Origin of the sequence: Streptomyces boetiae, assembly GCF_031845405.1 — a bacterium.
GTDB classification, from domain to species: domain Bacteria; phylum Actinomycetota; class Actinomycetes; order Streptomycetales; family Streptomycetaceae; genus Streptomyces; species Streptomyces boetiae.
Genome location: NZ_JAVREN010000035.1, coordinates 19,205 through 40,438, shown reverse-complemented (window position 1 = coordinate 40,438; position 21,234 = coordinate 19,205). Strand labels below are relative to the sequence as shown.

The window sequence follows — 21,234 nt, the reverse complement described above, 5'->3', positions numbered from 1 at the left end:
CCCCGGCAACGGCGGCGCGCGGCCGGGTCGTTCCGCGGCCCGCCGCGGCACGGACGGCGGCGCGGGCCGGTCCCGCCGCAGCCGCGCCGCGGTTCCCCGGGGGCGCACCCCGCGCCCCCTGCGCGGCCCGCGCGCGGTGCGGACCCCCTCCGTCCTCCAGATGGAGGCCGTGGAGTGCGGGGCCGCCGCGCTGGCCATGGTGCTCGGGCACTACGGCCGCTTCGTCCCGCTGGAGGAGCTGCGGGTGGCCTGCGGCGTCTCCCGCGACGGCTCCCGGGCCAGCAACCTCCTCAAGGCTGCCCGCAGTTACGGCCTCACCGCCCGCGGCATGCAGATGGACGTGGCCGCCCTCGGCGCCGAAGTCGCCGCGCCCGCCGTGCTGTTCTGGGAGTTCAACCACTACGTCGTCTACGAGGGCATGACCCGGCGCCTGGGCCGGCGCGGCGTGCGGATCAACGACCCCGCCAAGGGCCGCCGTTTCGTGCCCATGGAGGAGTTCGACACCAGCTTCACCGGCGTGCTGCTGACCTTCGAGCCCGGCGAGCGCTTCCGGCGCGGCGGGCGGCGGCCCGGCGTGCTGGGCGCGATGCCCGCCCGGCTGCGCGGCATGTCCGGCACCATGCTGGCCGCCGTCCTCTCCAGTCTGCTGCTGGTCGTGGTCGGCGCCTGCGTGCCCGCGCTCAGCCGCACCTACATCGACACCTTCCTCCTGGGCGGCCAGGACTCCCTGCTGGGCGTGCTGTTCGCCTCCATGGCCGCCGCCCTGCTCCTGACCGCCACCCTCACCGGGCTCCAGCAGGCCAACCTGCTGCGCGGGCGCGTCATCGCCTCCACCCTGGGCAGCGCCCGCTTCCTGCGCCACCTGCTGCGGCTGCCCGTCACCTTCTTCACCCAGCGCAGCCCCGCCGACCTCGTGCAGCGCCTCCAGTCCAACGACACGGTCGCCGAGACCCTGGCCCGCGACCTCGCCGCGGCCGGCGTGGACGCCACCGTCGTCGTCCTCTACGCGCTGCTGCTGTGGACGTACGACCCCCAGCTCACGGTCGTCGGCATCGGGATCGCGCTGCTGAACGTCGTCGCCATGCGCGTCGTGCTGCGCCTGCGCGCCACCGGCACCCAGAAGCTGCGCGCCGACAGCGCCCGCCTGACCAACACCGCCTACAGCGGCCTGACGCTGATCGAGACGATCAAGGCCACCGGCGGCGAGAACGGCTTCTTCCGCCGCTGGGCCGGGCAGCACGCCACCACCCTGGACGTGCAGCAGCGCCTGGGCGTCCCCAGCGCATGGCTGGGCATCGTCGCCCCGACGCTGGCCGGGCTCAACAGCGCGCTGATCCTGCTGATCGGCGGCCCGCGCGCGGTGGAGGGCGCCCTGTCCGTCGGCCTGCTGGTGGCGTTCCAGTCGCTGGTCACCAGCTTCACCGCGCCCATCACCCGGCTCAACGGCGTCGCCGGACGCATCCAGGACTTCGCCGCCGACGTCACCCGCCTCAAGGACGTGGAGAACTTCCCCGTCGACCCGCTCTTCTCCCGCCCCGCCCCGGCCGGAGGCACCCGCCGCCTGACCGGCCACGTGGTGCTGGAGAACGTGACCTTCGGCTACAGCCCGCTGGACCCGCCGCTGCTGAAGGACTTCTCGCTCTCGGTCGGCCCCGGGCAGCAGGTGGCGCTCGTCGGGGCCTCCGGCAGCGGCAAGTCCACGGTCTCGCGCCTCATCTCGGGCCTGTACGCGCCGTGGGAGGGCACGATCCGCATCGACGGGACGCGGCTTGAGGACGTGCCGCGCGGGGCACTGGCCTCCTCGGTGTCCTTCGTGGACCAGGACGTCTTCCTCTTCGAGGGCACGGTGCGGGACAACGTCGCGCTGTGGGACCCCTCCATTGACGACGAGGCCGTCACCGCGGCCCTGCGCGACGCCGCCGTGCTGGAGGTCGTCGCGCGCAGGCCCGGCGGCATCCGCAGCCGCGTCGAGCAGGACGGGCGCAACTTCTCCGGCGGGCAGCGCCAGCGCCTGGAGATCGCCCGCGCCCTGGTGCGGCGGCCGACCGTCCTGGTGCTGGACGAGGTGACCAGCGCGCTGGACGCGGCCACCGAGCTGCTGATCATGGACAACCTGCGCCGCCGCGGCTGCGCCTGCGTGATCATCGCGCACCGGCTGAGCACGGTCCGTGACAGCGACGAGATCCTGGTCCTGGACCGGGGAACGGTCGTGGAGCGCGGCCGGCACGAGCACCTGGTCGCGGCGGGCGGCGCCTACGCGCGGCTGGTCAGGGAGCACTGATGACCACGCCCGAGGGCCCCGTCCCGCAGGCCGCCTCCGCCGCCCCGGCCGTTCCCGCCGCCGTCCCCGCTCCCCCGCTGCCCGACCCCGTCGTGGCGGCGCTCGGGGAGCTGGGCACGCCCCTGGACTGCGCCGGGCTGCGCTCACTCACGCTGGAGGGGCCGCACGTGCTGTGGCTGGTGGTGGCCGGCGGGCTCGACCTGTTCGCCGTGGACCGGGCGGCCCAGGGCCCCTGGCACTCCCTGGGCCGGCTCCCGGCCGGAACGCTGCTGCTGGGCCCGGTGGACGGCCCGGAGCACACCCTGATCGCGCGCCCGCTGGGCGGCACCCTGCTGCGCCGCATCGAGCTGCACCAGCTCCACCCCGAGTACGCGAGCTCCTGGCAGGCCGAGTGGTACGCCGCCCACGGCCCCGGGCAGCCCCCCCGGCTCAGCCCGCTGGAGGACGCGTTCGGCCGCGGCATCGGGCGCGGGCTGCGCGTGCTCTACCAGGCGCCGCTGGACGGCGTCCACGAGGCGGGGCCGGAAGGGGCCGGGGCCGAGGGCGGGGCCGGGACCGGGACCGGGACCGACGAGGACATCCTGTGGATCCGGATCGTGCCCGGCAGCGTCCAGTACGGCGCCGCCTGGGAGGGCCACGCCGCCGGAACCCTGCTGCTGGACGCCGCCATGTGGCAGGGCATGGTCGACCAGCAGTACCGCCTGCTGCACGCCCTGGACCGCTGGATCGACCAGTTGGAGCGCGCCCACGCCGACCGCACCGCCGCCGGGATCAAGGCGGGCGAGACCGCCGACACCCAGGCCAACCAGGTGCTGCTGGCCGCGATCGGCCGCCCCGGGCGTTCCGGCGACCGGCAGGGCCGCGCGGGCCGTTCGGGCCGCTCGGGGGCCGACGCGGACGCCGCGTTCGCCGCCTGCCGCCTCGTCGCGCGGGAGGCCCGCATCGCGCTGCGCGAGCCGGAGAAGGCCGGCGCGGGCGCCGAGCGCCTTGACCCCGTGGAGCGGGTGGCGCTGGCCTCCCGGGTCAGGACCCGATCGATCCGGCTGACGGGGAGCTGGTGGCGGGAGAACGCCGGCCCGCTCGTCGGCCACCGCGAGGACGACGGAACGCCCGTGGCGCTGCTGTGGCGGCGCGGGCGCTACCACGCCGTCTCGCCTGTCAGCGGGCGTCGGGAGCGGATCGGCCCGGAGAACGCCGCCGCGTTCGCGCCGCGCGCCGAGATGTTCTACCGGCCGCTGCCCGAACGCCCCACCGGACTGCTCCAGTTGGTGCGCTTCAGCGTGCACGGCACCCGGCCCGAGCTGGCCCGGCTGCTGCTGGGCGGCCTGGTGGCCATCGGCCTGGGCGCGTTCGTGCCACTGGTCACCGGCCGGGTGCTGGGCTCCTACGTGCCCAACGCCGACACCTCCCGCATCACCCAGGCGTGCCTGGCGCTGATCGCCACCTGCGTGGTGTCGGCGGCGTTCATGCTGCTCCAGAACGCGGCGCTGCTGCGCATGGAGGGCCGCATCGAGGCCACCCTCCAGCCGGCCGTGTGGGACAGGCTGCTGCGCCTGCCCACGACGTTCTTCGCGGGCCGCTCCACGGGCGAACTGGCCTCCGCCGCCATGGGGATCAGCGCGATCCGCCGCGTGCTCTCGGGCGTCGCGCCCGTGTGCGTTCAGGCCGTGGGCGCGGGGGCGATGAACCTGGCGCTGCTGCTGTTCTTCAGCGTGCCGATGGCCCTGGCGGCGCTGGGCATGCTGCTGGTGGCCGCCACCGTCTTCCTGGGTCTCGGCCTGTGGCAACTGCGGTACCAGCGGCGGCTGATCAGGATCTCCCACCGCCTGAACAACCAGGCGTTCCAGACCCTGCGCGGCCTGCCGAAGCTGCGCGTGGCCGCCGCCGAGAGCTTCGCCTACGCCGCCTGGGCCGGGGAGTTCGCCCGCACCCGCGAGCTCCAGCAGCGCGCCGGGCGGCTCCAGAACGTCGTCACCGTGCTGAACGCGGTCTACCTGCCGCTGTGCACGCTGGCGATGTTCATGCTGCTGGCCGGGCCCGCGCGCGGCTCGATGTCGGCGGCGGAGTTCCTGACGTTCTCGACGGCGATGACGATGCTGCTGGGCTCGGTCACCCAGCTCACCGGCGCGCTGCTGTCGGCCGCGGCCGTGCTGCCGATGTTCGAGCAGGTGCGGCCGATCCTGCGGGAGCTGCCGGAGGTGCGCGGCGGCAGCGCGGCGCCGGGCGAGCTGAGCGGCCGGATCGAGGCCAGGCAGCTCTCCTACCGGTACAGCGAGGACGGCCCGCTGGTGCTGGACGGGGTCGACTTCCGCGTGGAGCCGGGCGAGTTCGTGGCCGTGGTCGGCGCGAGCGGCTGCGGGAAGTCCACGCTGCTGCGGCTGCTGATCGGCTTCGACAAGCCGGTGGCGGGCAGCGTGCTCTACGACGGGCAGGACCTGTCCGCACTGGACCAGGCGGCGGTGCGGCGGCAGTGCGGGGTGGTCCTCCAGCACGCGCAGCCCTTCAGCGGCTCGCTCCTCGAATGCATCTGCGGGGCCGAGGCGTTCACGCTGGAGGAGGCGTGGCAGGCCGCGGCGCTGGCGGGGCTCGCGGAGGACATCAAGGCGATGCCGATGGGGATGCACACCATCCTCTCGGACGGCGGCGGCACGGTCTCCGGCGGCCAGCGGCAGCGTCTGATGATCGCGCAGGCCCTCATCCGCAAGCCGCGCGTCCTCTTCTTCGACGAGGCCACCAGCGCGCTGGACAACGAGGCGCAGCGGGTGGTCATGGCGGCCACCCGGCAGCTCAACGCCACGCGCGTGGTGATCGCGCACCGCCTGAGCACGATCCTGGACGCGGACCGGGTGCTGGCGATGGCGGACGGGAAGATCGTTCAGCAGGGCCCGCCGGCCGAGCTGCTGGCCGACACCGGCGGCCTCTTCCACGAGCTGGTCCGCCGCCAACTGGCGTGACGCAGCTCACACTTCTTCCGTCCCTCCGGTGTCATACGGCGTGGGTCCCTTCTCCGTATGCCTTCTGACCGGTCCTCGGGGAGAGGGGGCCGGCACCAGAGCCGGAAGGTCAGCACATGCGCATCACCAAGACCCGGGCCCGGTCCTTTCTGGCGGGGGCCGTCGCGGCGGCGGGACTCGTCGCCCTCGCCTCGCCCCCCGCGCAGGCCGCGGCGAGCTGGAGCGCGAGCTACGGGGAGCTGCCGGGCGAGGGGCTCTACCCCGAGGAGACCTCCTGTTCGGGCGCCTACGGGCAGCCGGACGTTCCCGGCGGCGCGACCCGGACGGCCCAGTACAACGGCCGCACCCTCACGCTGCGCTTCTACTACCACGGCGACTGCGGGGCCTTCGCCCGCGTCGAGAACGCCCCCCAGGAGTGCTCGGCCCACATCAACCGCCTGGAGGGCAACTCCATCGTGTGGATGCGGGAGACCGTGGACCCGGGCCTGGACTACGCGTACACGATGATCGCCAACAACCTCGACGGCCGGCAGGCCCGCGCCGTGCTCTTCTGCGGCGACACGGCCCTGGCCCGGACCGAGTGGTACTGACGCCGAGTGCTGCTGACGGGTCCCCGGCCGGGTCCCGCCACCGCTGACCCGGCGCCTCGCACCGGCCGTTTCAGGCACTCGGGGGTACGGTGCGGGGCGCCGCCCTTCCGGGCGCGCGTCCTGGGGCGTGCGCTAGTCCTCGCAGAAGGGGACCTCCCGCTCGTTGCGCGTCCGCACGCCCGGCAGCCAGCCTTCGTTGCCCCCGGCCGTGCGCACGCGGTACCAGCGGGTGGAGGAGATGCCGTCCTCGTCCATGATCGGCGTGCCGTCCGCCACCACGCAGTAGGCCTCCAGGCGGTCGCCGTGCCAGACCCGGCCGGCGGCGTTCTCCGGGGCGGCGTACTCCGCGTAGGGGTCGCGGGCCAGGCCCAGCGAGCACTCCAGGGTGCGCAGCTCCTGGCAGGGCTCCTCGGCGTTGTAGACCGCCAGTTCGAGGCCGGGGCCGGGCCCGGCGGGTGGCTGCTCGGTCGCGGCGGGGCGCACCCACCACCACGTCCCGGCCGCCACGAAGGCCACGGCCACGGCGGCGAGGGCGACGGCGGGCCACCGGGCGCTCGGGCGCGGGGGCTGAGTGGCGGGCCCGGGCGCACGGACGCGGTCCCACAGGCCCAGGGGCGGCGCGATCTCCTCGTCCGCGGCCCGCAGCCGCCGGCGCAGCACGGCGACCGTGCGGTCGTCGTGGCCCTCGCGGCCCTCGCGGCCCTCGTGCCCGTCCTCCGTCATGCCGCCCCCAACAGGCCGCGCAGCTTGCGCAGCGCCCGCAGCCGCGTCCTGCTGACCGTGCCGCGGTGCAGGCGCAGGATGTCGGCGGCCTGGTCGATGGTGTAGCCGTCCAGGTCCACCAGTATCACCACTCCCGCCTGCCGGAGCGAGAGCTGCCGCAGCAACCGCACCGCCTCCAGTTCGGCGACGCGGCGCTCCACTCCCCCGTCCAGCGGGGCGACGCCGACGCCGCCGACGGCCCCGCCGACCGCGCCGCCCACGGACCCGCCGCCCCGGCCGTTCGCCGTCTCCCACAGGACGCCGTCGTCCACCTGCCCCACGGGCACCTGACGCCGCTCGCGCCGCCACGCGTCGCGCACCACGCTCACCAGCGTCGCGAACGCATACGCGTACGGCTCCGGGTGGTCCACCAGCCGCCGCGGGTGCGGCGCCAGCTTCAGGTACACCTCGTGCACCGCGTCCTCCGCCGACTGCCGCGAGCCGGTCATCAGCGCGGCGCGGCGGTAGAGCCGTTCCAGCAGGTCGAGGAAGACGGCGTCGAACGCCCCGTCCTCCGCGCCCGCGTCCGGCCCGCGTTCCCCCCGTCCCGTCAACCCCACCCGAGCATGGTGCCGACCCCCGCACGCCGCTCGCAACCGGCTCTTGGCACCCGCAACGCCCCACTCCGGCGCGCGCCTCTTCACACCCCCCACTCGCTCCCTCCCCCTGGGGAGGCGGACGCCGGGGCTCCGCCTCCGTCGTGGGGTGCGGCTCAGCACATGCGGTAGTCGTACCGGGTGCTGTTGTAGGAACAGGTGTCCGCGGTGGTGCCGTTGGAGCGGCGCAGGGTCGCGGTATCCGCGTCGTTGTTCCAGACGTACCAGGAGCGGTTCTGGTAGCGGTTGGCCGAGGTGTTGGTGCCGCTGCCGGTGCGGACGGTCACGGTCTTGCCGGCGCCGAGCGTGTAGGAGCCGAAGGTGTAGGTGTGGTTGGCGCGGTCGCGGACGGTCCAGCCGCGGAGGCTGACGCTGGAGCCGGTGGTGTTGCGTATCTGCACGTACTCGGCGTTGAGGCTGGAGTTGGCACCCCGGTCCGTCCCCGGGCTGTCGTAGTAGATCTTGTAGAGGTGGACGGAGCCCGCCGCCTGGGCCTGCTGCGCGGGCAGCAGGAGGCCGGCGCAGCCTGCGACGGCGGCGAGGGAGACGAGCATGCGGGTGCGGGTGCGGATACGGATCACGTCGTGCCTCACTGGGGCCGGTGGAGGCGCGGCGGGGCGCCGCGCGCCCGCCGGGTACGGCGGGCGGGTGCCACCCTAAGGATGTTCACGAGTCGTGCGCAGGTCCGTTACAGGAACGACACCGAACTGCGGGCGCACGCCGGCACCTCGCGCGCCCCCTTCCCCGGGCCCGTCTCTTCCCCGCCATTGCGTCAACTTGGCCGAGTTGTCTCGCCGCTCCGGGCAATCCTTGCCCGCGCCGCGCGCCGCCGCTGTACTTCTTGCGTACGCATTCCCACCGCCCGCAATTCCCCGCAGGAGGACGCATGCCCCAGCGGACGCTTGCCGTCCGGCCCGCACATACCCGCGCATTCGCCGCACCGAAATGCGGCCGGCCCGCTCCCCATTCCGGCGCACAGCACTGAACTGCCGCATTTCCGCGACGCCTCCTCCCGCACCTCCCTCTGCCCCGGCCTGCCCACAACGCCACGAAACGCCAGCTCACGGGCCGTTCCGGGCTCCCGCCGAGCAGATCAGCCATGCCGATCGCCTCATGCCGAAGGAAGGGCAATGACCGTTCAAGACATACAAAGCGATAGCACTCCCGCGACGACCGAGGAATCACCCCCTTCGCCTCGCAGATGGTGGGCGCTGGCCGTTCTGATGATCGGCACCACGCTGGCCATCCTGGATTCCTTCATCGTCAACGTCGCGGCTCCCTCCATTCATACCGACCTGAACACCACGTTCGCCCAGCTCGAACTCATCATCGGCGCCTATGTACTCGTCTACGGCCTCTTCCTCGTCACGGGAGGGCGTTTCGGGGACATATTCGGCTACCGGCGCATCTTCGTAGCGGGCGTCCTCCTCTTCGTGGCCGCCTCCCTGGCCTGCTCCCTGGCCACCACGGCCGAGGCCCTGATCGTCTTCCGGGTGGTGCAGGCGCTCGGTGCCGCGATGCTCTATCCCCAGGTGCTCTCCGGCCTTCAGACCATGTTCAAGGGCCGTGAACAGGCCATCGCCTTCGGCGTGTTCGGCGCGACCATCGGCCTGGCCTCCATCTGCGCCCAGCTCGTGGGCGGCATGCTGGTCAGCCTCGACCTCTTCGACCTGGGCTGGCGCACGATCTTCCTGATCAACATCCCGCTCGGCCTGCTGGCCGTGGCCGGCGCCATGCTGACCCTGCCCGGGGGCCGCAACGCACACCGCCCGAGCCTCGACCCGATCGGCGGCGTGATCCTCACCCTCGCGCTCGTCCTGCTGCTCCTGCCGCTGGTCCTGGGCCGCGAGATGGACTGGCCCGTGTGGATGATCGCCATGCTCGTCCTGTCGGTGCCGGCCTTCTTCGCCTTCCTCGGCTGGGAGCGGGCCGTGGGCCGCCGCGGCGGCGACCCGCTGGTCAGCATGGACCTGTTCCGCAACGGGCCGTTCTCCGTGGGCACCGGCATCGCGATGGCGTTCTTCGCCTGCAACTCCGGCCTGTTCCTGATCCTCACGCTGGCCCTCCAGCTCGGCCTGGACTTCTCCGCGGCCGAGTCGGGACTGGCGTTCACGCCGCTGGCCGTCGCGTTCATGGCCGCCTCCCTGCTGGCCTCGCGCATCACGGCGCGCCTCGGCCCGCGCGGCGTCCTGGTCCTGGGCTACATGGCCAACGCGGTGGGCGTCCTCGCCCTCATCCTGACCACGGCCGCCGTGGGCACGGACCTGAGCATCGCCGCCCTGGCGCCCTCGCTGATCGTCATCGGCTTCGGCCAGGGCCTGGGCGTCAGCCCGCTGATGGCCCTCGTCCTCCAGGGCGTCCCCGCCCGCGACTCCGGCGCCGCCGGCGGCGTACTGGAGACCGTCATCCAGGTGGCCTGGGCCCTGGGCATCGCCCTCCTCGGCCTGATCTACTTCACCCTGGTCGGCGGCCACGACGACGCGATGGACCCCGAAACGGCGACCACGGCCTTCAACGTCAGCCTCTTCTGCAACCTCGGCCTGGCCCTCATCGCCGCCACCCTGGTCTTCCGCCTCCCCAAGTCGGTCCAGACCCCCGCCTGACCCCCGCCCCACCCGCGCGGCCCGGCCCCTCACGGGGGGTCCGGGCCGCAGGCACGTGCCTGGGCCTCGCCGAAGGCCGGCCGCGCACCGGTCACTTCCGCAGGCCGTCCCTGCGCGGCCTGCGCCGCCACGCGGTCATCGACGGCCGCTCCGACATCCGCCAGTGCCTCGGCCAGGGCGAGGACTTCCACATGCACCGACGTTGCGTCCGTCCGGGCCGACCAGTTGCCGCTCGTAGTGGACGAAGGCCGCTCACTGGCCGGGCGATTCGAGAGGGACGGACTCGATCCACTCGTCCCCCGTCACCGGCCCCAGGCACGCGGCGGCCGACAAGCCGCCCACGCCGACGGAACAGCCGGATACGCCCCCGCGGGGGAACGTCGTCGCGGGAGGGGACGCCGGGTGGGCGCCTGCCCCACCCGGCGGTTGCCCACCGGCGGAGGATCAGGCGTTCCAGCGCCACCCGTTGTAGTCCTCGCAGGTGGCCATGCGCCCGTTGGTGGCCCTGAGGGTACGGCCCCGGTCGTCCCTCGCGCAGAACTCGCCCTCCACGACGACCTTGCCCGTGGAGGTGCAGGCGTAGCCGGTCTGGTCGCCGTCGTTGGGGCAGGTGCGCAGGGCGTCGGCCGCCGGCTCCGGCTCGGGCTCCGGCTCGGGCTCCGGCTCGGGCTCCGGCTCGGGCTCGGGCTCGGGCTCCGGGGGCGCCGAGTGGGTCGCCTCAGGGGCGCGCGGCGCACTGGGGGTGTGGGTTTCCTCCGCAGCCGGCTCGGCGCACTCGGCGACGGTCTCGGCGAGGTAGACGTATATCCGCGTATCACTCGATATCCGGCCCCCCTGCGCGGGCTCAGTGGAGCAGATGACCCAGCCGCCGACCTCGCTGGTGACGGGCAGGGTGATCCCGTCGTGCGCGGGCCGGTTGGTGAGCGAACCCGGCGGGAAGTGGTGGTCGTCCAGGAGGTCCATGGCCGCCGCCTGCACCTCGCCTTCCAGCGAGGGCAGGGTGAAGGCACTCGGCGTCGGGGCGGTCGGCGCGGTGGTCGGCGTCTCCTCCGCGACGGCGGCGGCGTTCCCGTCGTTCCCCTCGGCTTCGTCCCCCTGGCAGGCGGTCGCGGCCAGCATGGCGAGTACGGCGAGGGGCAGGGCGATCTTCATCTGCACGGCATCCTTTGGTGCGGAACTTGAGAACGGCACCTCCGGATCCGCCCTCCCGGCCGCCCACTCGGCGGTAACGTCTTCCGAGCCGCCCCACCGATGCGGGAGAGGCACGGACAGAGACGCAGGCGGACCCGGTAAACGCCGATCCGGCGGCAGCGGGCGGTCAGGGGTGAGTGGACAACCCGACCATGTGATATCAGGCCCGTATCATGACATTACGGGGTGCCGCCCTGTAGCCCATCGGACCACTGTGACCCTCTTGTGACCGGTCCACTCCACCCCTCGCCCTGTCGTCCGCGTACCCCGGCCTCTCCGGGAACGAGAGGGCCGAGCTCACCGCACGGCGGCATAGGCAGGCGAGGCGATCTACGGCGGCACCATGCCGATGAGCTCGTCGCTGCCGGGACAGCAGCGGCACAGGAGCCGCCGGACGACCGCGGGAAGGGCGACTCGGCGCGTCAACGGCCAAGACCGAGCAGAGCGAAGCAACCTGGCAGCGGCGCTCGCCCCGGCGCCGGGACAGGCGGCGGCACTGCGTTGACGGAGGCCCTGGCGCGGGCGCCCATGGCTCACGCCCAGAAAGCAGCCCCGGGGCACCGGCTGAGCGCCGCCGGGAGCTTGTCGCCCGAACCCTAGCCCCCTCGCGGGGGCCGAGGGTTCACACGTGTCTGATCCGGTGCCCCCGGCAGGATTCGAACCTGCGACACCCGCTTTAGGAGAGCGGTGCTCTATCCCCTGAGCTACGGAGGCGAGGCGCGGTCAGTCTAGCGGGTCCGGGTGGGCCAGGGTGGGGGCGGCGGTGAGGAGGCGGGTGCAGTAGGTGGTGAGGTGGGTGCGGTCGGTGGGGAGGGTGCCTTCGAGCCAGCGGATGAAGAGGCCGGCGAGGGCGCCGATGAGGGCCGTGGCGGTGAGTTGGGTGTCGGGGGCGGCGGGGTCGACGCCGAGGTGGGAGCCGACGAGGTCGGCGAAGACGGGCAGCAGGTCGGCGCCGCGGCGGCCGAGGACCGGGTCGGTCATGGGCTCCAGGAGGAGGACGCGGCCACGGCGGGGGTCGTCGGTGAGGACGTCGAGGAAGGACTCGACTGCGGCGCGGGCGTCGGGGGCGGCCTCGCGCAGGGCGGTGAGGGCCTGGCCGGCGACCTCGTCGTAGAGGGCGAGGAGGAGGGCGTCGCGGGAGGAGAAGGACTCGTAGAAGTACCGGTCGGTGAGCCGTGCGGCGCGGCAGACCGAGCGGACCGTCACGGCGGGGCAGCCCTGCTTTCCGGCCAGGTCGAGGGCGGCGTCGAGCAGGGCGCGGCGGCGGGTGGCGCGGCGGGCGTCCAGCGTGGTCCCGCCCCAGGTGGGGGGAGGAGGGGTGGCGGGCGGCATCGCGGGGGTCCCCCAGGTGGTAACGAGACGTGTTGACGACAGGTGTCCTCAATTCTAGGGTGAGGACGCATGTCGTCAGTTGTGCCCCTGGGGCCCGAGTCCGTGGCGTGGCGGATCTTCAGCGACTGGCGCGGGATGCTGATCTCGCTGTGGGCCGGCTCGATGCAGAACATGCACCCGGGGCTGGGCGCGGGCGTCGAGCAGCACTCGCGTTTCTTCGAGGAGCGCTGGGAGCGGCTGTTCCGCTCGCTGTACCCGATAGCGGGCGTGGTCTACGACGGGGAGCGCGCGGCCGAGACCGCGCGGCGGGTGCGGGACTTCCACCGGGGGATCGGGGGAACGGACGCGCGCGGCAGGCGTTATCACGCGCTGGAGGCGGGGACGTTCTTCTGGGCGCACGCCACGTTCGTGCTCACGCCCGTGCTGGTCTGCGAGTACTTCGGGACGCCGCTGACGGCGGCGCAGAAGGAGCGTTACTACGCGGAGAGCGTGCGCTGGTGGCGCCTGTACGGGATGGGCATGCGCCCCGTGCCGGCGGACTGGGCGGCGTTCGAGGCGTACTACGACCGGATGTGCCGGGAGGTGCTGGAGGTCACGCCGGCCGCGCGGGCGGTGCTGGACGTCAGCGACCTGGCCAGGCCGCCGGCGCTGGCCCGGGTGCCGGGGCCGCTGTGGCGGGCGGTCGCGGGGCCGGCCGGGCGGGGGATGGTGTGGCTGACCACGGGTCTGTACCACCCGGCGGTGCGGGAACGCCTGGGGCTGAGCTGGTCGGCGCGGGACGAGCGGCTGCTGCGGCTGCTGGGGCGGGCGGTGGCGGCGGGGTGGCGGCTGGTGCCCTTCGAGTACCGGTTCCACCCGCGTGCCAGGGCCGCGTGGCGGCGGGCGCGCGGGCGCGGGCGGTCCGGCGCCCCGCTGGTGGAGGCGCCGGCCCGGTACCGGGGAGGGGACGGGGCGCGCGGCTACGCGTCCGAGGGCTGAGGCGGGTCCTCCAAGGAGGGGGCGGCGGCAGGGGTGGCCAGGAGCAGGGCGAAGCGGGACTGGGGATCGGTCCACCAGTGCGCCAACTCCAGGCCCGCGGCGGCCAGTTCCTCGGTCACGGTCTCGCGGCGGAACTTGGCGGAGATCTCGGTGCGCAGGTCCTCGCCGCGGCCGAAGTCCACGGTCAGATCGAGCGCGGGGATCTTCACCTGGTGCGCGACGCGGGCCCGCAGCCGCATCTCGATGTGCTCGGCCTCGGGGTCCCAGACCGCGCGGTGGTCGTAGGCGCCCAGGTCGAACTCGGCCCGCAGCTCGCGGTTCAGGACGCGCAGGACGTTCTTGTTGAACGCCGCCGTGACGCCCTGGTCGTCGTCGTAGGCGCGCACCAGGGTCTTGGGGTCCTTGACGAGGTCGAGGCCCAGGAGCAGGGCGTCGCCCTCGGAGGTGAGCGCGGCGCGCAGGCGGGCGAGGAAGGCGGCGCGCTGCTCGCGGACGAAGTTGCCCAGCGTCGAGCCGAGGAACGCGATGAGCCGGGGCCCGCCGGCCTCGGGCAGGGCCAGGTCGGCCTCGAAGTCCGTTACGGTGGCGGCGACCCGCAGGTCCGGGTAGTCGCGGCACAGCGCGTCGGCGGCGTCGGCCAGCGCGGCCTCGCTGACGTCCACGGGGGCGTAGTGCTTGAGGCTGCCCGCGGCGGTGAGGGCGTCCAGCAGCAGGCGGGTCTTGTCCGAGGAGCCGGAGCCGAGTTCGACGAGGGTGCGCGCGCCGGAGAGACGGGCGATCTCCTCGGCGTGGGCGCGAAGGATCATCCGCTCGGCGCGGGTCGGGTAGTACTCGGGCAGCCGGGTGATGCGGTCGAAGAGAACGCTGCCGTGCGCGTCGTAGAACCACTTCGGCGGAAGGGACTTGGGATCCGCGGTCAGCCCGGCGGTGGCGTCGGCGCGCAGGGAGCGGGCGCGGTGGTCCTCGGGCAGGCGGTTGTCGATGGTGATGCGGTCGGGCATGTGCGGCGCCTTTCCTCGTGCGGTCCTCGTGCGGTCCTCGTGCTGCTCTCGCGTGCCCGCGGCCGGCAGCGGGCGCGGCTAGAGCGGGGTGACCTCGGTGGTGCCCGGGGCGGCCAGGAGGAGGGAGTGCTCGGGGACCTCGTGCCAGTCCGGGTCGTCGGTGCAGGGCTCGGAGGCGACGGTCACGGAGCCGGCCTCCGCGTCCCTGCGGTAGTGGAGGGGGTGGCCGTGCCGGGTGGCGGCGATGGCGCGCCCGTCGGTGAGGAGGAGGTTGAGCAGGGCGGCGGGGCGGGCGGCGGCGGTGGCCCGCACGACGCCGGCCAGCGCGTACCCGGGCGGCTCCCCGGCGGCCAGGCGGCGCCCGGCCAGCAGCCACAGCAGCGCGGAGTCGGTGTGCGCCTCCATGCCGAGGACCTGGGCGGCGGTGAGCGGGACGCCGAGGTCCTCGGGGAGCGAACGCCACTGCTCCACGCGGCCGTTGTGGCTGAACAGCCAGCGGCCCAGGGTGTAGGGGGCGGCGGCCGACTCGTCCAGGCTGGTGCCGGGCGTGGCCGAGCGGACGGCGGCCAGGACGGCGCCGCTGCGCAGGACGGCGGCCAGAGCCGGGAGGTTGGCGTCGGCCCAGATCGGCACGGCGCGCCGGTAGCGGACCGGGCCCGCGCCGTCCCCCGGGGGGTACCAGCCCACGCCGAAACCATCGGCGTTGAGGGTGGGCGTCCAGGACTGCCGGTAGAGGCTGTGCGGCGGCTCGGTGAGCAGCTCGGCGAGCGAACGCACGGGGCCGAGGTAGGCGAGGTGCCGGCACATGCGCTCACGCCCCGGCGTCCTCGGGGGCGTCCCGGCAGGTGCGGAACCCGGCGAAGATCTGGCGCCGCACGGGCAGGTCCCAGTTGCGGAACGTGGCCCGGCAGGCGACGGGGTCGGTGGCGAACGACCCGCCGCGCAGCACCCGGTAGCGGTCGCCGAAGAAGACCTCGCTGTACTCGCGATAGGGGTAAGCGGCGAAGCCGGGGTAGCCGGTGAACGACGAGGCCGTCCATTCCCACACGTCGCCCAGGAGTTGGCGGGCCCCGCAGGGCGCGGCGCCGTCCGGGTAGGACCCGGCGGGGGCGGGCTGGAGGTGGCGCTGGCCGAGGTTGGCGTGCGCGGGGCCGGGGGCGGCCTCACCCCAGGGGTGGCGGCGGGGGGCCGGGGCGGCCGGGTCGTGGCGGGCGGCCTTCTCCCACTCGGCCTCGGTGGGCAGCCTGCGGCCGGCCCAGCGGGCGTAGGCGTCGGCCTCGTACCAGTTGACGTGCAGCACGGGCTCGTCAGGGGGCACGGGCTCGGTGTGGCCGAAGCGGCGCCGCAGCCAGACCGAGCCGTCGCGCAACCAGAAGCCGGGGGCGGTGAGTTGGGCGTCCTGCCGGTGGCGCCAGCCGGCGGGGTGCCACCAGCGGGGGTCCTCGTAGCCGCCGTCCTCGACGAACTGCCGGTAGGCGGCGTTGGTGACGGGCACGGTGTCCAGCCAGAAGTCCGGGACCTCGACGGTGTGGGCGGGGCGTTCGTTGTCCAGCGCCCAGGGGTCGGTGCTGGTGCCCATGGTGAACGGGCCCCCGGGGACCAGGACTTCGGCCGGCAGCGGCGGCGCGCCCGGGTCGGGGGCGGGGGGCGCGGGGGCGTCCAGGACGGCGGGGCCGCGGCGGAGCTGGTGGGTGGCGAGCATGGTCTCGTCGTGCTGCTGCTCGTGCTGGGCGACCATGCCGAAGAGGAAGCCGTGGCCGGGCGGCGGGGCGGCGGCCAGGATGTCCAGGGCCTGGTCGCGGACGTCGGCGAGGTAGCGGCGGGCCTGGTCGGGGGCGAGCAGCGGCAGCCCGGGGCGTTCGGCGCGGGGATGGCGGAAGGCGTCGTACAGCGGGTCGAGATCGGGCCGCAGGCCGGGGCGCCCGCCGGCGCGGCGGATCAGCCAGATGTCCTCCTGGTTGGCGATGTGCGCCAGGTCCCAGACCAGGGGGGACATCAACGGCGAGTGCTGCTCGGTGAGTTCGGCGTCCGGCAGGCAGTCCGCGAGGGCCAGGGTGCGGCGCCTGGCGGCGGAGAGCGCGATCCGGGCGCGCTCCCGGACGGGCGTTGCCACCTCCTCGGGGGCCGGGTCCGGGGCGGGCGCCGGGGGCGGCGCGGTGGTGAGGGCGTTCTCGGTCGTCATCGGGTGCCTCCTCGGAGCGGGTCGGCGGGGCTCGGCGGTGGCGGCCGGAACGGCGGGGGCCGAACGGCCGGGGCGGGCGCGGTCGGGGGAACGCCCGGGGCGGGCGGGGCCGGCCGGGGGGCCGGAGCGGGCCGCGCCGTCGAGCAGGTCGTCGGCCGGGCAGCGGCCACGCTCGGTGTAGCGTTCCGCGAACTCCGCGACGGCGCGGCGCAGTTGCGCGCAGGAGGGGTCGCGGGCCAGGGCACTCTCGGCGGCGGCCAGGCAGGCGCGGGCGGCGCGGCCGAGCTCCGGGTCGGCGGGGCCGTGGCGGGCGGCCCGCAGCCACGGGCCGGGACCGCGCAGCGGCTCGGTGGCCTCGGCGGCGGTGTCCGCGGCCCGGGGGTCGTCCAGCAGGGTGCGGGCGACGGCGAGGGCCACGGCCCAGCCCTCGCCGGGCTGGGCGTCGATCATCCTCAACTCCAGCCAGCCGCGCGGCCGGACGGGCGGGAAGAGGGTGCCCAGGTGGTAGTCGAGGTCCGCGAGCGTGGGCGGGCGCTCGCCGAACGGCCCGCGCAGCCAGGCGCGGAACGTCAGCCCCGGCGGGGTCTCCCAGCCCGCGGGCGGGGTCCTGCGCACGCACAGCAGCGGCGCGTCCAGGGCGTAACGGGCCCACGCGGCCCGGGGATCGGCCCGCACGTCCTCGCCGGGCGCGGGCGGGGGCGGCAGGGTGCGCAAGGGGTCCAGGCGCGCCCAGATCGCCTGCCGGGTGGAGCGCCAGCCGGTCGAACGACCGTGCCACAGGGGGGAGTTGGCGAAGGCGGCGACCAGGACGGGGCCGAGGCGGTGGGCCAGGCGCCAGCGGTGGCGCCAGCCAGTGGCGCCCTCCCCGTCGTCCCCGGCCTCCACGCTGACCTGCACGGAGGCGGTGGCGCGCATCATCACCCGGCCGCAGGGGCCGCCGCGGTCGAAGTAGGACTCCATCGCGGCGTAGCGGGGGTGGTCCAGCACCCGGGGCGGGTGGCGGTCGGGGTCGAGTCCGAGGCCGGCGGGGGCCAGGCCCGCGGCGGCCAGGGCGGCGCGCAGGCGGGCGAGGTCGGCGGCGGCCTCGCGGGCGCAGGCGGCGAGGTCCGGCGCGGGGCGGGTGGACAGCTCGACCTGGCCGCCGGGCTCGCGGGTGATCCGGCCGCCCCCGGGGAGCGCGCCGGGGGCGTCCAGGCCGGCGAGGACGGCGGCGAGTTCGGCCGGGGGGATGGCGCGGCCGGGGCGGCGGGTGTCGTGGACCAGCCACTCCAGCTCGACCCCGGTGCGGCCGGGCGGGCCGGGCGCGAAGCTCGCGGCGCGGACGTGCTCCTCGGCCTCGCGCTCGCCCAGGGGCGCGGGGCGGGCGGGCGGGCGCGGTGGGCGCGCGCGGTGTCCGGGGCGCTCCGCAGGGGTCCGCACGCGCGCGCCGGGCGCGGGGCGGGGGCCCGCGGGGCGCGGGCCCGGTGCCGCGGGCGCCCTGGGTATGTCGGCCGTCCGGTCCCGCCTCATGCCCGTCACCCTCCGTCGGTGATCCGCGCACTTCTCCGGCATAAGGGAGCTTTCCGGTATGCCGGGTGCACGGCTTCACGCTAAGGCCGCCCCGCCCGCCCCGCGCGGCGACGGACGGCAGCCGGGTGGCGGGGGCGCGGGCACGGGGGCGCGCGACGGCGCCGGGGCGGACGTTCGACACCAGGCGCCGGCGTTGCGCGGGCGGTCGCGGGCCGGGGGCGCGACCGCCTGGTCGTTCAGCCGCTCGCGCCCCCGGCCGCCAGGCCGGTCGTCGCGGCGCCCCCCGTCCCCGTCGAGGCCGCGGCCTCAGCGGTCGTGGCCGCCGCCCGCGCCGCCGCGGCCAGGCGGCGGACGGCCAGTTCGGCGTAGAGGGCCGCGCCGTCCGGGAGGACGGCCTCGTCGAAGGCGGCCAGGGGCGAGTGGTTGGCAGGCGCGGTGGCCGGGTCGGCGCCGGGCGGGGTGGCGCCCAGGAAGACCATCGCGCCGGGCACCTCGGCGATGACGCGGGAGAAGTCCTCCGCGCCCAGCAGCGGGTTCTCCATCTCGGCGAAGCGGTCGCGGCCGTGCACCTCGCGGACCGTTTCGGCCGCGAACGCGGTCTCGTCGTGGTCGTTGACGGTCACCGGGTAGAGGTCGTGGAAGGCGGCGTCCACCTCCAGGCCGTGGGCGGCGGCGATGCCCCGGCAGACGGCGACGGTGCCCGAGCGCAGGCGTTCCCTGGCCTCCTCGGAGAAGCTGCGGACGGTGGCCTGGAAGGCGGCGGTGTCGGGGATGACGTTGGTCTGGGTGCCGGCGTGGAAGGAGCCGACGGTCAGCACGACCGGGTCGAAGACGTCGAAGCTGCGGGTGACCCAGGTCTGGAGGGCGGTGACCATCTCGCAGGCGGCGGGGATGGGGTCCAGGGCGCGGTGGGGGGCGGAGCCGTGGCCGCCGGCGCCGCGGACGGTCACCTCCAGCGTTGCGCAGGAGGCGAGTTCGGGCCCGCCGCGGGCGGTGAAGAGGCCGGAGGGCCAGGTGTGGGCGGAGACGTGGAGGGCGTAGGCGGCCACGGGGCGCGGGCCGGCGGCGTCGAGAACGCCCTCGGCCAGCATGTGGGCGGCTCCGTCGAAGCCCTCCTCGCCGGGCTGGAACATCAGGATCACGTCCCCGGCCAGCCGGTCGCGGTGGGCGGCCAGCAGGCGGGCCGCTCCGGCGAGCATCGCGGTGTGCAGGTCGTGGCCGCAGGCGTGCATCCGGTCGGCGGGGGCGGCGAACGGCAGCCCCGTGCGTTCGGTCACCGGCAGGGCGTCCATGTCGCCGCGCAGCAGGACGGCGGGGCCGGGACGGGCCCCGCGCAGGACGGCGGTCACGGAGGTGGTGGACGTGCCGGTGGTGACCTCCAGGGGGAGGCCGTCCAGGGCCAGCAGGACGGCCTCCTGGGTGCGCGGGAGCTGGAGGCCGACCTCGGGGATGCCGTGCAGGTGGCGGCGGAGGCGGACGAGGTCGTCGGTGAGGGCGCGGGCGTCGTCGAGCAGGTGCATGGGGGCGGGTTCCTTTCGCAACGCCCGGGGCCGGGCGCGGCGCCGGGCTTCGGGGGCGGCGGGGCCGCGCGGGGCTAGCGGGAGGGACCGGGGTCGGTGATGGCCGGGGTGAGGATCGTGGCGTTGCCCTCGGGTTCGGTGCCGGCCTTGCCCGCGCTGTCGCTGACGCGGATGAGCAGGGCCACGAGCAGCCAGTTGGCGACGGTGGAGGAGCCGCCCTGGGCGAGGAAGGGCAGGGCCTTGCCAGTGAGGGGGATGAGGCCGGTGACGCCGCCGCAGACGATGAAGACCTGGAGCGCGAGAACGCAGGACAGGCCGGCGGCCAGCAGCTTTCCGAAGGGATCGGTCACGGAGAGGGCGGCGGACAGGCCGCGCTGGATCAGCAGCACGTACAGCAGGATGACCAGGGTGACGCCCGCGAGTCCCAGCTCCTCGCCGACGGTGGCCAGGATGAAGTCGCTGCGGCCGGCGAAGCCGATGAGGTAGGAGTGGCCCTCGCCCAGGCCGGTGCCGGTGAGGTCGCCGGCGCCGAAGGCGAAGAGGGCCTGCGCGGACTGTTCCGAGATGAAGACGGGCGAGTCCTCGGGGGGGTCGAAGGCCGCCATCGGGTCCAGCCACGCCTGGACGCGGCCCTTGACGTGGGGCTGGGTCGCGGCGACCACGACCGTGCCGGCGACGGCCATCAGGCCGCCCAGGACCATCCAGCTCGTGCGCTGGGTGGCGATGTAGAGCATGAGGATGAAGACGCCGAAGAAGATCAGCGAGGTGCCCAGGTCGCGCTCGTAGAAGAGGACGACGAGGCTGACGGCCCACACCAGCAGGACGGGCCCGGCGTTACGGCCGCGGGGCAGGGCCAGTCCCAGGAAGCGGCGGCCGACGAGGGCGAGGGCGTCGCGGTTCGCCATCAGGTAGCTGGCGAAGAAGACCACGATCATGACCTTGACGAACTCGCCCGGCTGGACGGACATCGAGCCGACCGTGATCCAGCGCTTGGCGCCGAACTGGTCGGCGCCGAAGAAGGCGGGGGCCATCAGCAGAAGCATCGCCACGGCCATGCCGAGGTAGGTGTAGCGCTGCAGGACCCGGTGGTGGCGCAGGACGACCAGGGTGGCGACCAGCAGGGCGACGCCGACGACGGTCCAGATGACCTGGTCGGGGGCGGCGGGCAGGGCCTGGTAGTCGTCCGGCGGGTGGTGGGCGGCGTAGTCCTGGTCGAGCCGGTCGAGGAGGACCAGGCCCAGGCCGCTGAGCAGGACGGTGACCGGCAGGATCAACGGGTCGGCGTGGCGCGCGAGGCGGCGCACGGCGAGGTGGGCGGCCAGGGCCAGGGCGCCCAGGCCCGCGGCGTGGGCGGGCAGGCCGGGGGGCAGCTCCTCGTACATGGCCAGGCCGGCGGCGGCGTGGCCGAAGCAGGCGATGGCCACGGCGAAGAGGACGAGCAGCAGCTCGGTGTTGCGGCGGTGCGCGATCCAGCGGCGCACGGCCTCCTGCTGGGGGCCGGGGGGTGCGCCCCGGCGGCCGTTGCCCGTCCAGGCCATGCGACTCCGCCCCCCGTCCCCGGTGCGCCGGGGACGCCGCCCGAGGCGCGGGCCCCGCCGCCGCGGCGGGACCGATCTGTCGAAACCTACCCGCGGCGGGGGGCGCCGTCACCAGGTGTGTGAGGACGGTCGCATGGGCGCGCGGGGCGTTGGGTACCCGGATGCAACTAACGGAGCGCCCCGTTCGTCTTCAGGGT

General features: G+C 75.0%; 15 protein-coding genes, 1 tRNA gene and 1 pseudogene. 5 read left to right on the top strand and 12 right to left on the bottom strand.

Translation table 11 applies throughout. The features are described 5' to 3' along the window. The first annotated feature begins 136 nt into the window (after window positions 1–136). From RM780_RS20640 to RM780_RS20630, 3 genes are all read left to right on the top strand, one after another. The gene (locus tag RM780_RS20640; RefSeq protein WP_394813032.1) at window positions 137–2,281 is read left to right on the top strand and encodes an NHLP family bacteriocin export ABC transporter peptidase/permease/ATPase subunit; all 2,145 of its coding nucleotides are present in this window, start codon (window positions 137–139) and stop codon (window positions 2,279–2,281) included. Next, complete coding sequence (locus RM780_RS20635) at window positions 2,281–5,235, top strand: NHLP bacteriocin export ABC transporter permease/ATPase subunit (RefSeq protein ID WP_311632301.1); 2,955 nt, start codon at window positions 2,281–2,283, stop codon at window positions 5,233–5,235. The genes RM780_RS20640 and RM780_RS20635 overlap by 1 nt, the downstream gene beginning before the upstream one ends. 116 nt (window positions 5,236–5,351) lie before the next feature. Then, window positions 5,352–5,825 (top strand): hypothetical protein, encoded by a 474-nt coding sequence (locus RM780_RS20630; RefSeq protein WP_311632300.1) that lies wholly within the window; start codon window positions 5,352–5,354, stop codon window positions 5,823–5,825. A gap of 132 nt (window positions 5,826–5,957) precedes the next feature. Here RM780_RS20630 and RM780_RS20625 read toward each other — a convergent pair whose 3' ends face one another. The 3 genes from RM780_RS20625 to RM780_RS20615 all read right to left on the bottom strand — a co-directional run bounded on the left by RM780_RS20625 (window position 5,958) and on the right by RM780_RS20615 (window position 7,737). Next, the gene (locus RM780_RS20625) at window positions 5,958–6,548 is read right to left on the bottom strand and encodes a hypothetical protein (protein WP_311632299.1); all 591 of its coding nucleotides are present in this window, start codon (window positions 6,546–6,548) and stop codon (window positions 5,958–5,960) included. After that, a complete protein-coding gene (locus RM780_RS20620; RefSeq protein ID WP_311632298.1) occupies window positions 6,545–7,147 on the bottom strand; it encodes an RNA polymerase sigma factor in 603 nt (200 codons plus the stop codon). Before RM780_RS20620 ends, RM780_RS20625 begins: the two co-directional genes overlap by 4 nt. 152 nt (window positions 7,148–7,299) lie before the next feature. Beyond that, window positions 7,300–7,737, bottom strand: a complete 438-nt coding sequence (locus RM780_RS20615) for a lamin tail domain-containing protein (RefSeq protein WP_311632320.1) — start codon at window positions 7,735–7,737, stop codon at window positions 7,300–7,302. Window positions 7,738–8,313: 576 nt separating this feature from the next. Here RM780_RS20615 and RM780_RS20610 point away from each other — a divergent pair. Further along, window positions 8,314–9,786: an MFS transporter gene (locus RM780_RS20610; RefSeq protein ID WP_311632297.1), complete on the top strand. Its 1,473-nt coding sequence runs from the start codon at window positions 8,314–8,316 to the stop codon at window positions 9,784–9,786. A 444-nt stretch (window positions 9,787–10,230) separates the two neighbouring features. Here RM780_RS20610 and RM780_RS20605 read toward each other — a convergent pair whose 3' ends face one another. The 3 genes from RM780_RS20605 to RM780_RS20595 form a co-directional block, all read right to left on the bottom strand. Further along, a complete protein-coding gene (locus tag RM780_RS20605; RefSeq protein WP_311632296.1) occupies window positions 10,231–10,938 on the bottom strand; it encodes a hypothetical protein in 708 nt (235 codons plus the stop codon). 680 nt (window positions 10,939–11,618) lie between these two features. Next, window positions 11,619–11,691 (bottom strand) — tRNA-Arg (locus RM780_RS20600). 9 nt (window positions 11,692–11,700) lie between these two features. Next, window positions 11,701–12,309, bottom strand: a complete 609-nt coding sequence (locus tag RM780_RS20595; protein ID WP_311632295.1) for a TetR/AcrR family transcriptional regulator — start codon at window positions 12,307–12,309, stop codon at window positions 11,701–11,703. Window positions 12,310–12,378: 69 nt separating this feature from the next. Here RM780_RS20595 and RM780_RS20590 point away from each other — a divergent pair, with 69 nt between their 5' ends. Continuing rightward, complete coding sequence (locus tag RM780_RS20590; RefSeq protein WP_311632294.1) at window positions 12,379–13,287, top strand: oxygenase MpaB family protein; 909 nt, start codon at window positions 12,379–12,381, stop codon at window positions 13,285–13,287. Here RM780_RS20590 and egtD read toward each other — a convergent pair. The 6 genes and pseudogenes from egtD to RM780_RS20560 all read right to left on the bottom strand — a co-directional run bounded on the left by egtD (window position 13,269) and on the right by RM780_RS20560 (window position 21,037). Beyond that, a complete protein-coding gene (gene egtD / locus RM780_RS20585; protein WP_311632293.1) occupies window positions 13,269–14,288 on the bottom strand; it encodes an L-histidine N(alpha)-methyltransferase in 1,020 nt (339 codons plus the stop codon). The two genes, RM780_RS20590 and egtD, sit on opposite strands and share 19 nt — an antisense overlap. Before the next feature lie 78 nt (window positions 14,289–14,366). After that, window positions 14,367–15,095, bottom strand: coding sequence for an ergothioneine biosynthesis protein EgtC (gene egtC, locus RM780_RS20580; protein ID WP_311632292.1), 729 nt, complete (start codon window positions 15,093–15,095; stop codon window positions 14,367–14,369). 4 nt (window positions 15,096–15,099) lie between these two features. Further along, entirely contained in the window at window positions 15,100–16,470 is a 1,371-nt protein-coding gene (gene egtB / locus RM780_RS20575) for an ergothioneine biosynthesis protein EgtB (protein WP_394813033.1), read from the bottom strand. Between the two features lie 159 nt (window positions 16,471–16,629). Next, window positions 16,630–17,979 (bottom strand): annotated as a pseudogene (gene egtA / locus RM780_RS20570) (ergothioneine biosynthesis glutamate--cysteine ligase EgtA); the annotation flags it as partial. Window positions 17,980–18,215: 236 nt separating this feature from the next. Further along, complete coding sequence (locus RM780_RS20565; RefSeq protein WP_311632291.1) at window positions 18,216–19,499, bottom strand: M20 metallopeptidase family protein; 1,284 nt, start codon at window positions 19,497–19,499, stop codon at window positions 18,216–18,218. Window positions 19,500–19,573: 74 nt separating this feature from the next. Next, window positions 19,574–21,037, bottom strand: a complete 1,464-nt coding sequence (locus tag RM780_RS20560) for an FtsW/RodA/SpoVE family cell cycle protein (RefSeq protein ID WP_311632290.1) — start codon at window positions 21,035–21,037, stop codon at window positions 19,574–19,576. Window positions 21,038–21,234: the final 197 nt, after the last annotated feature.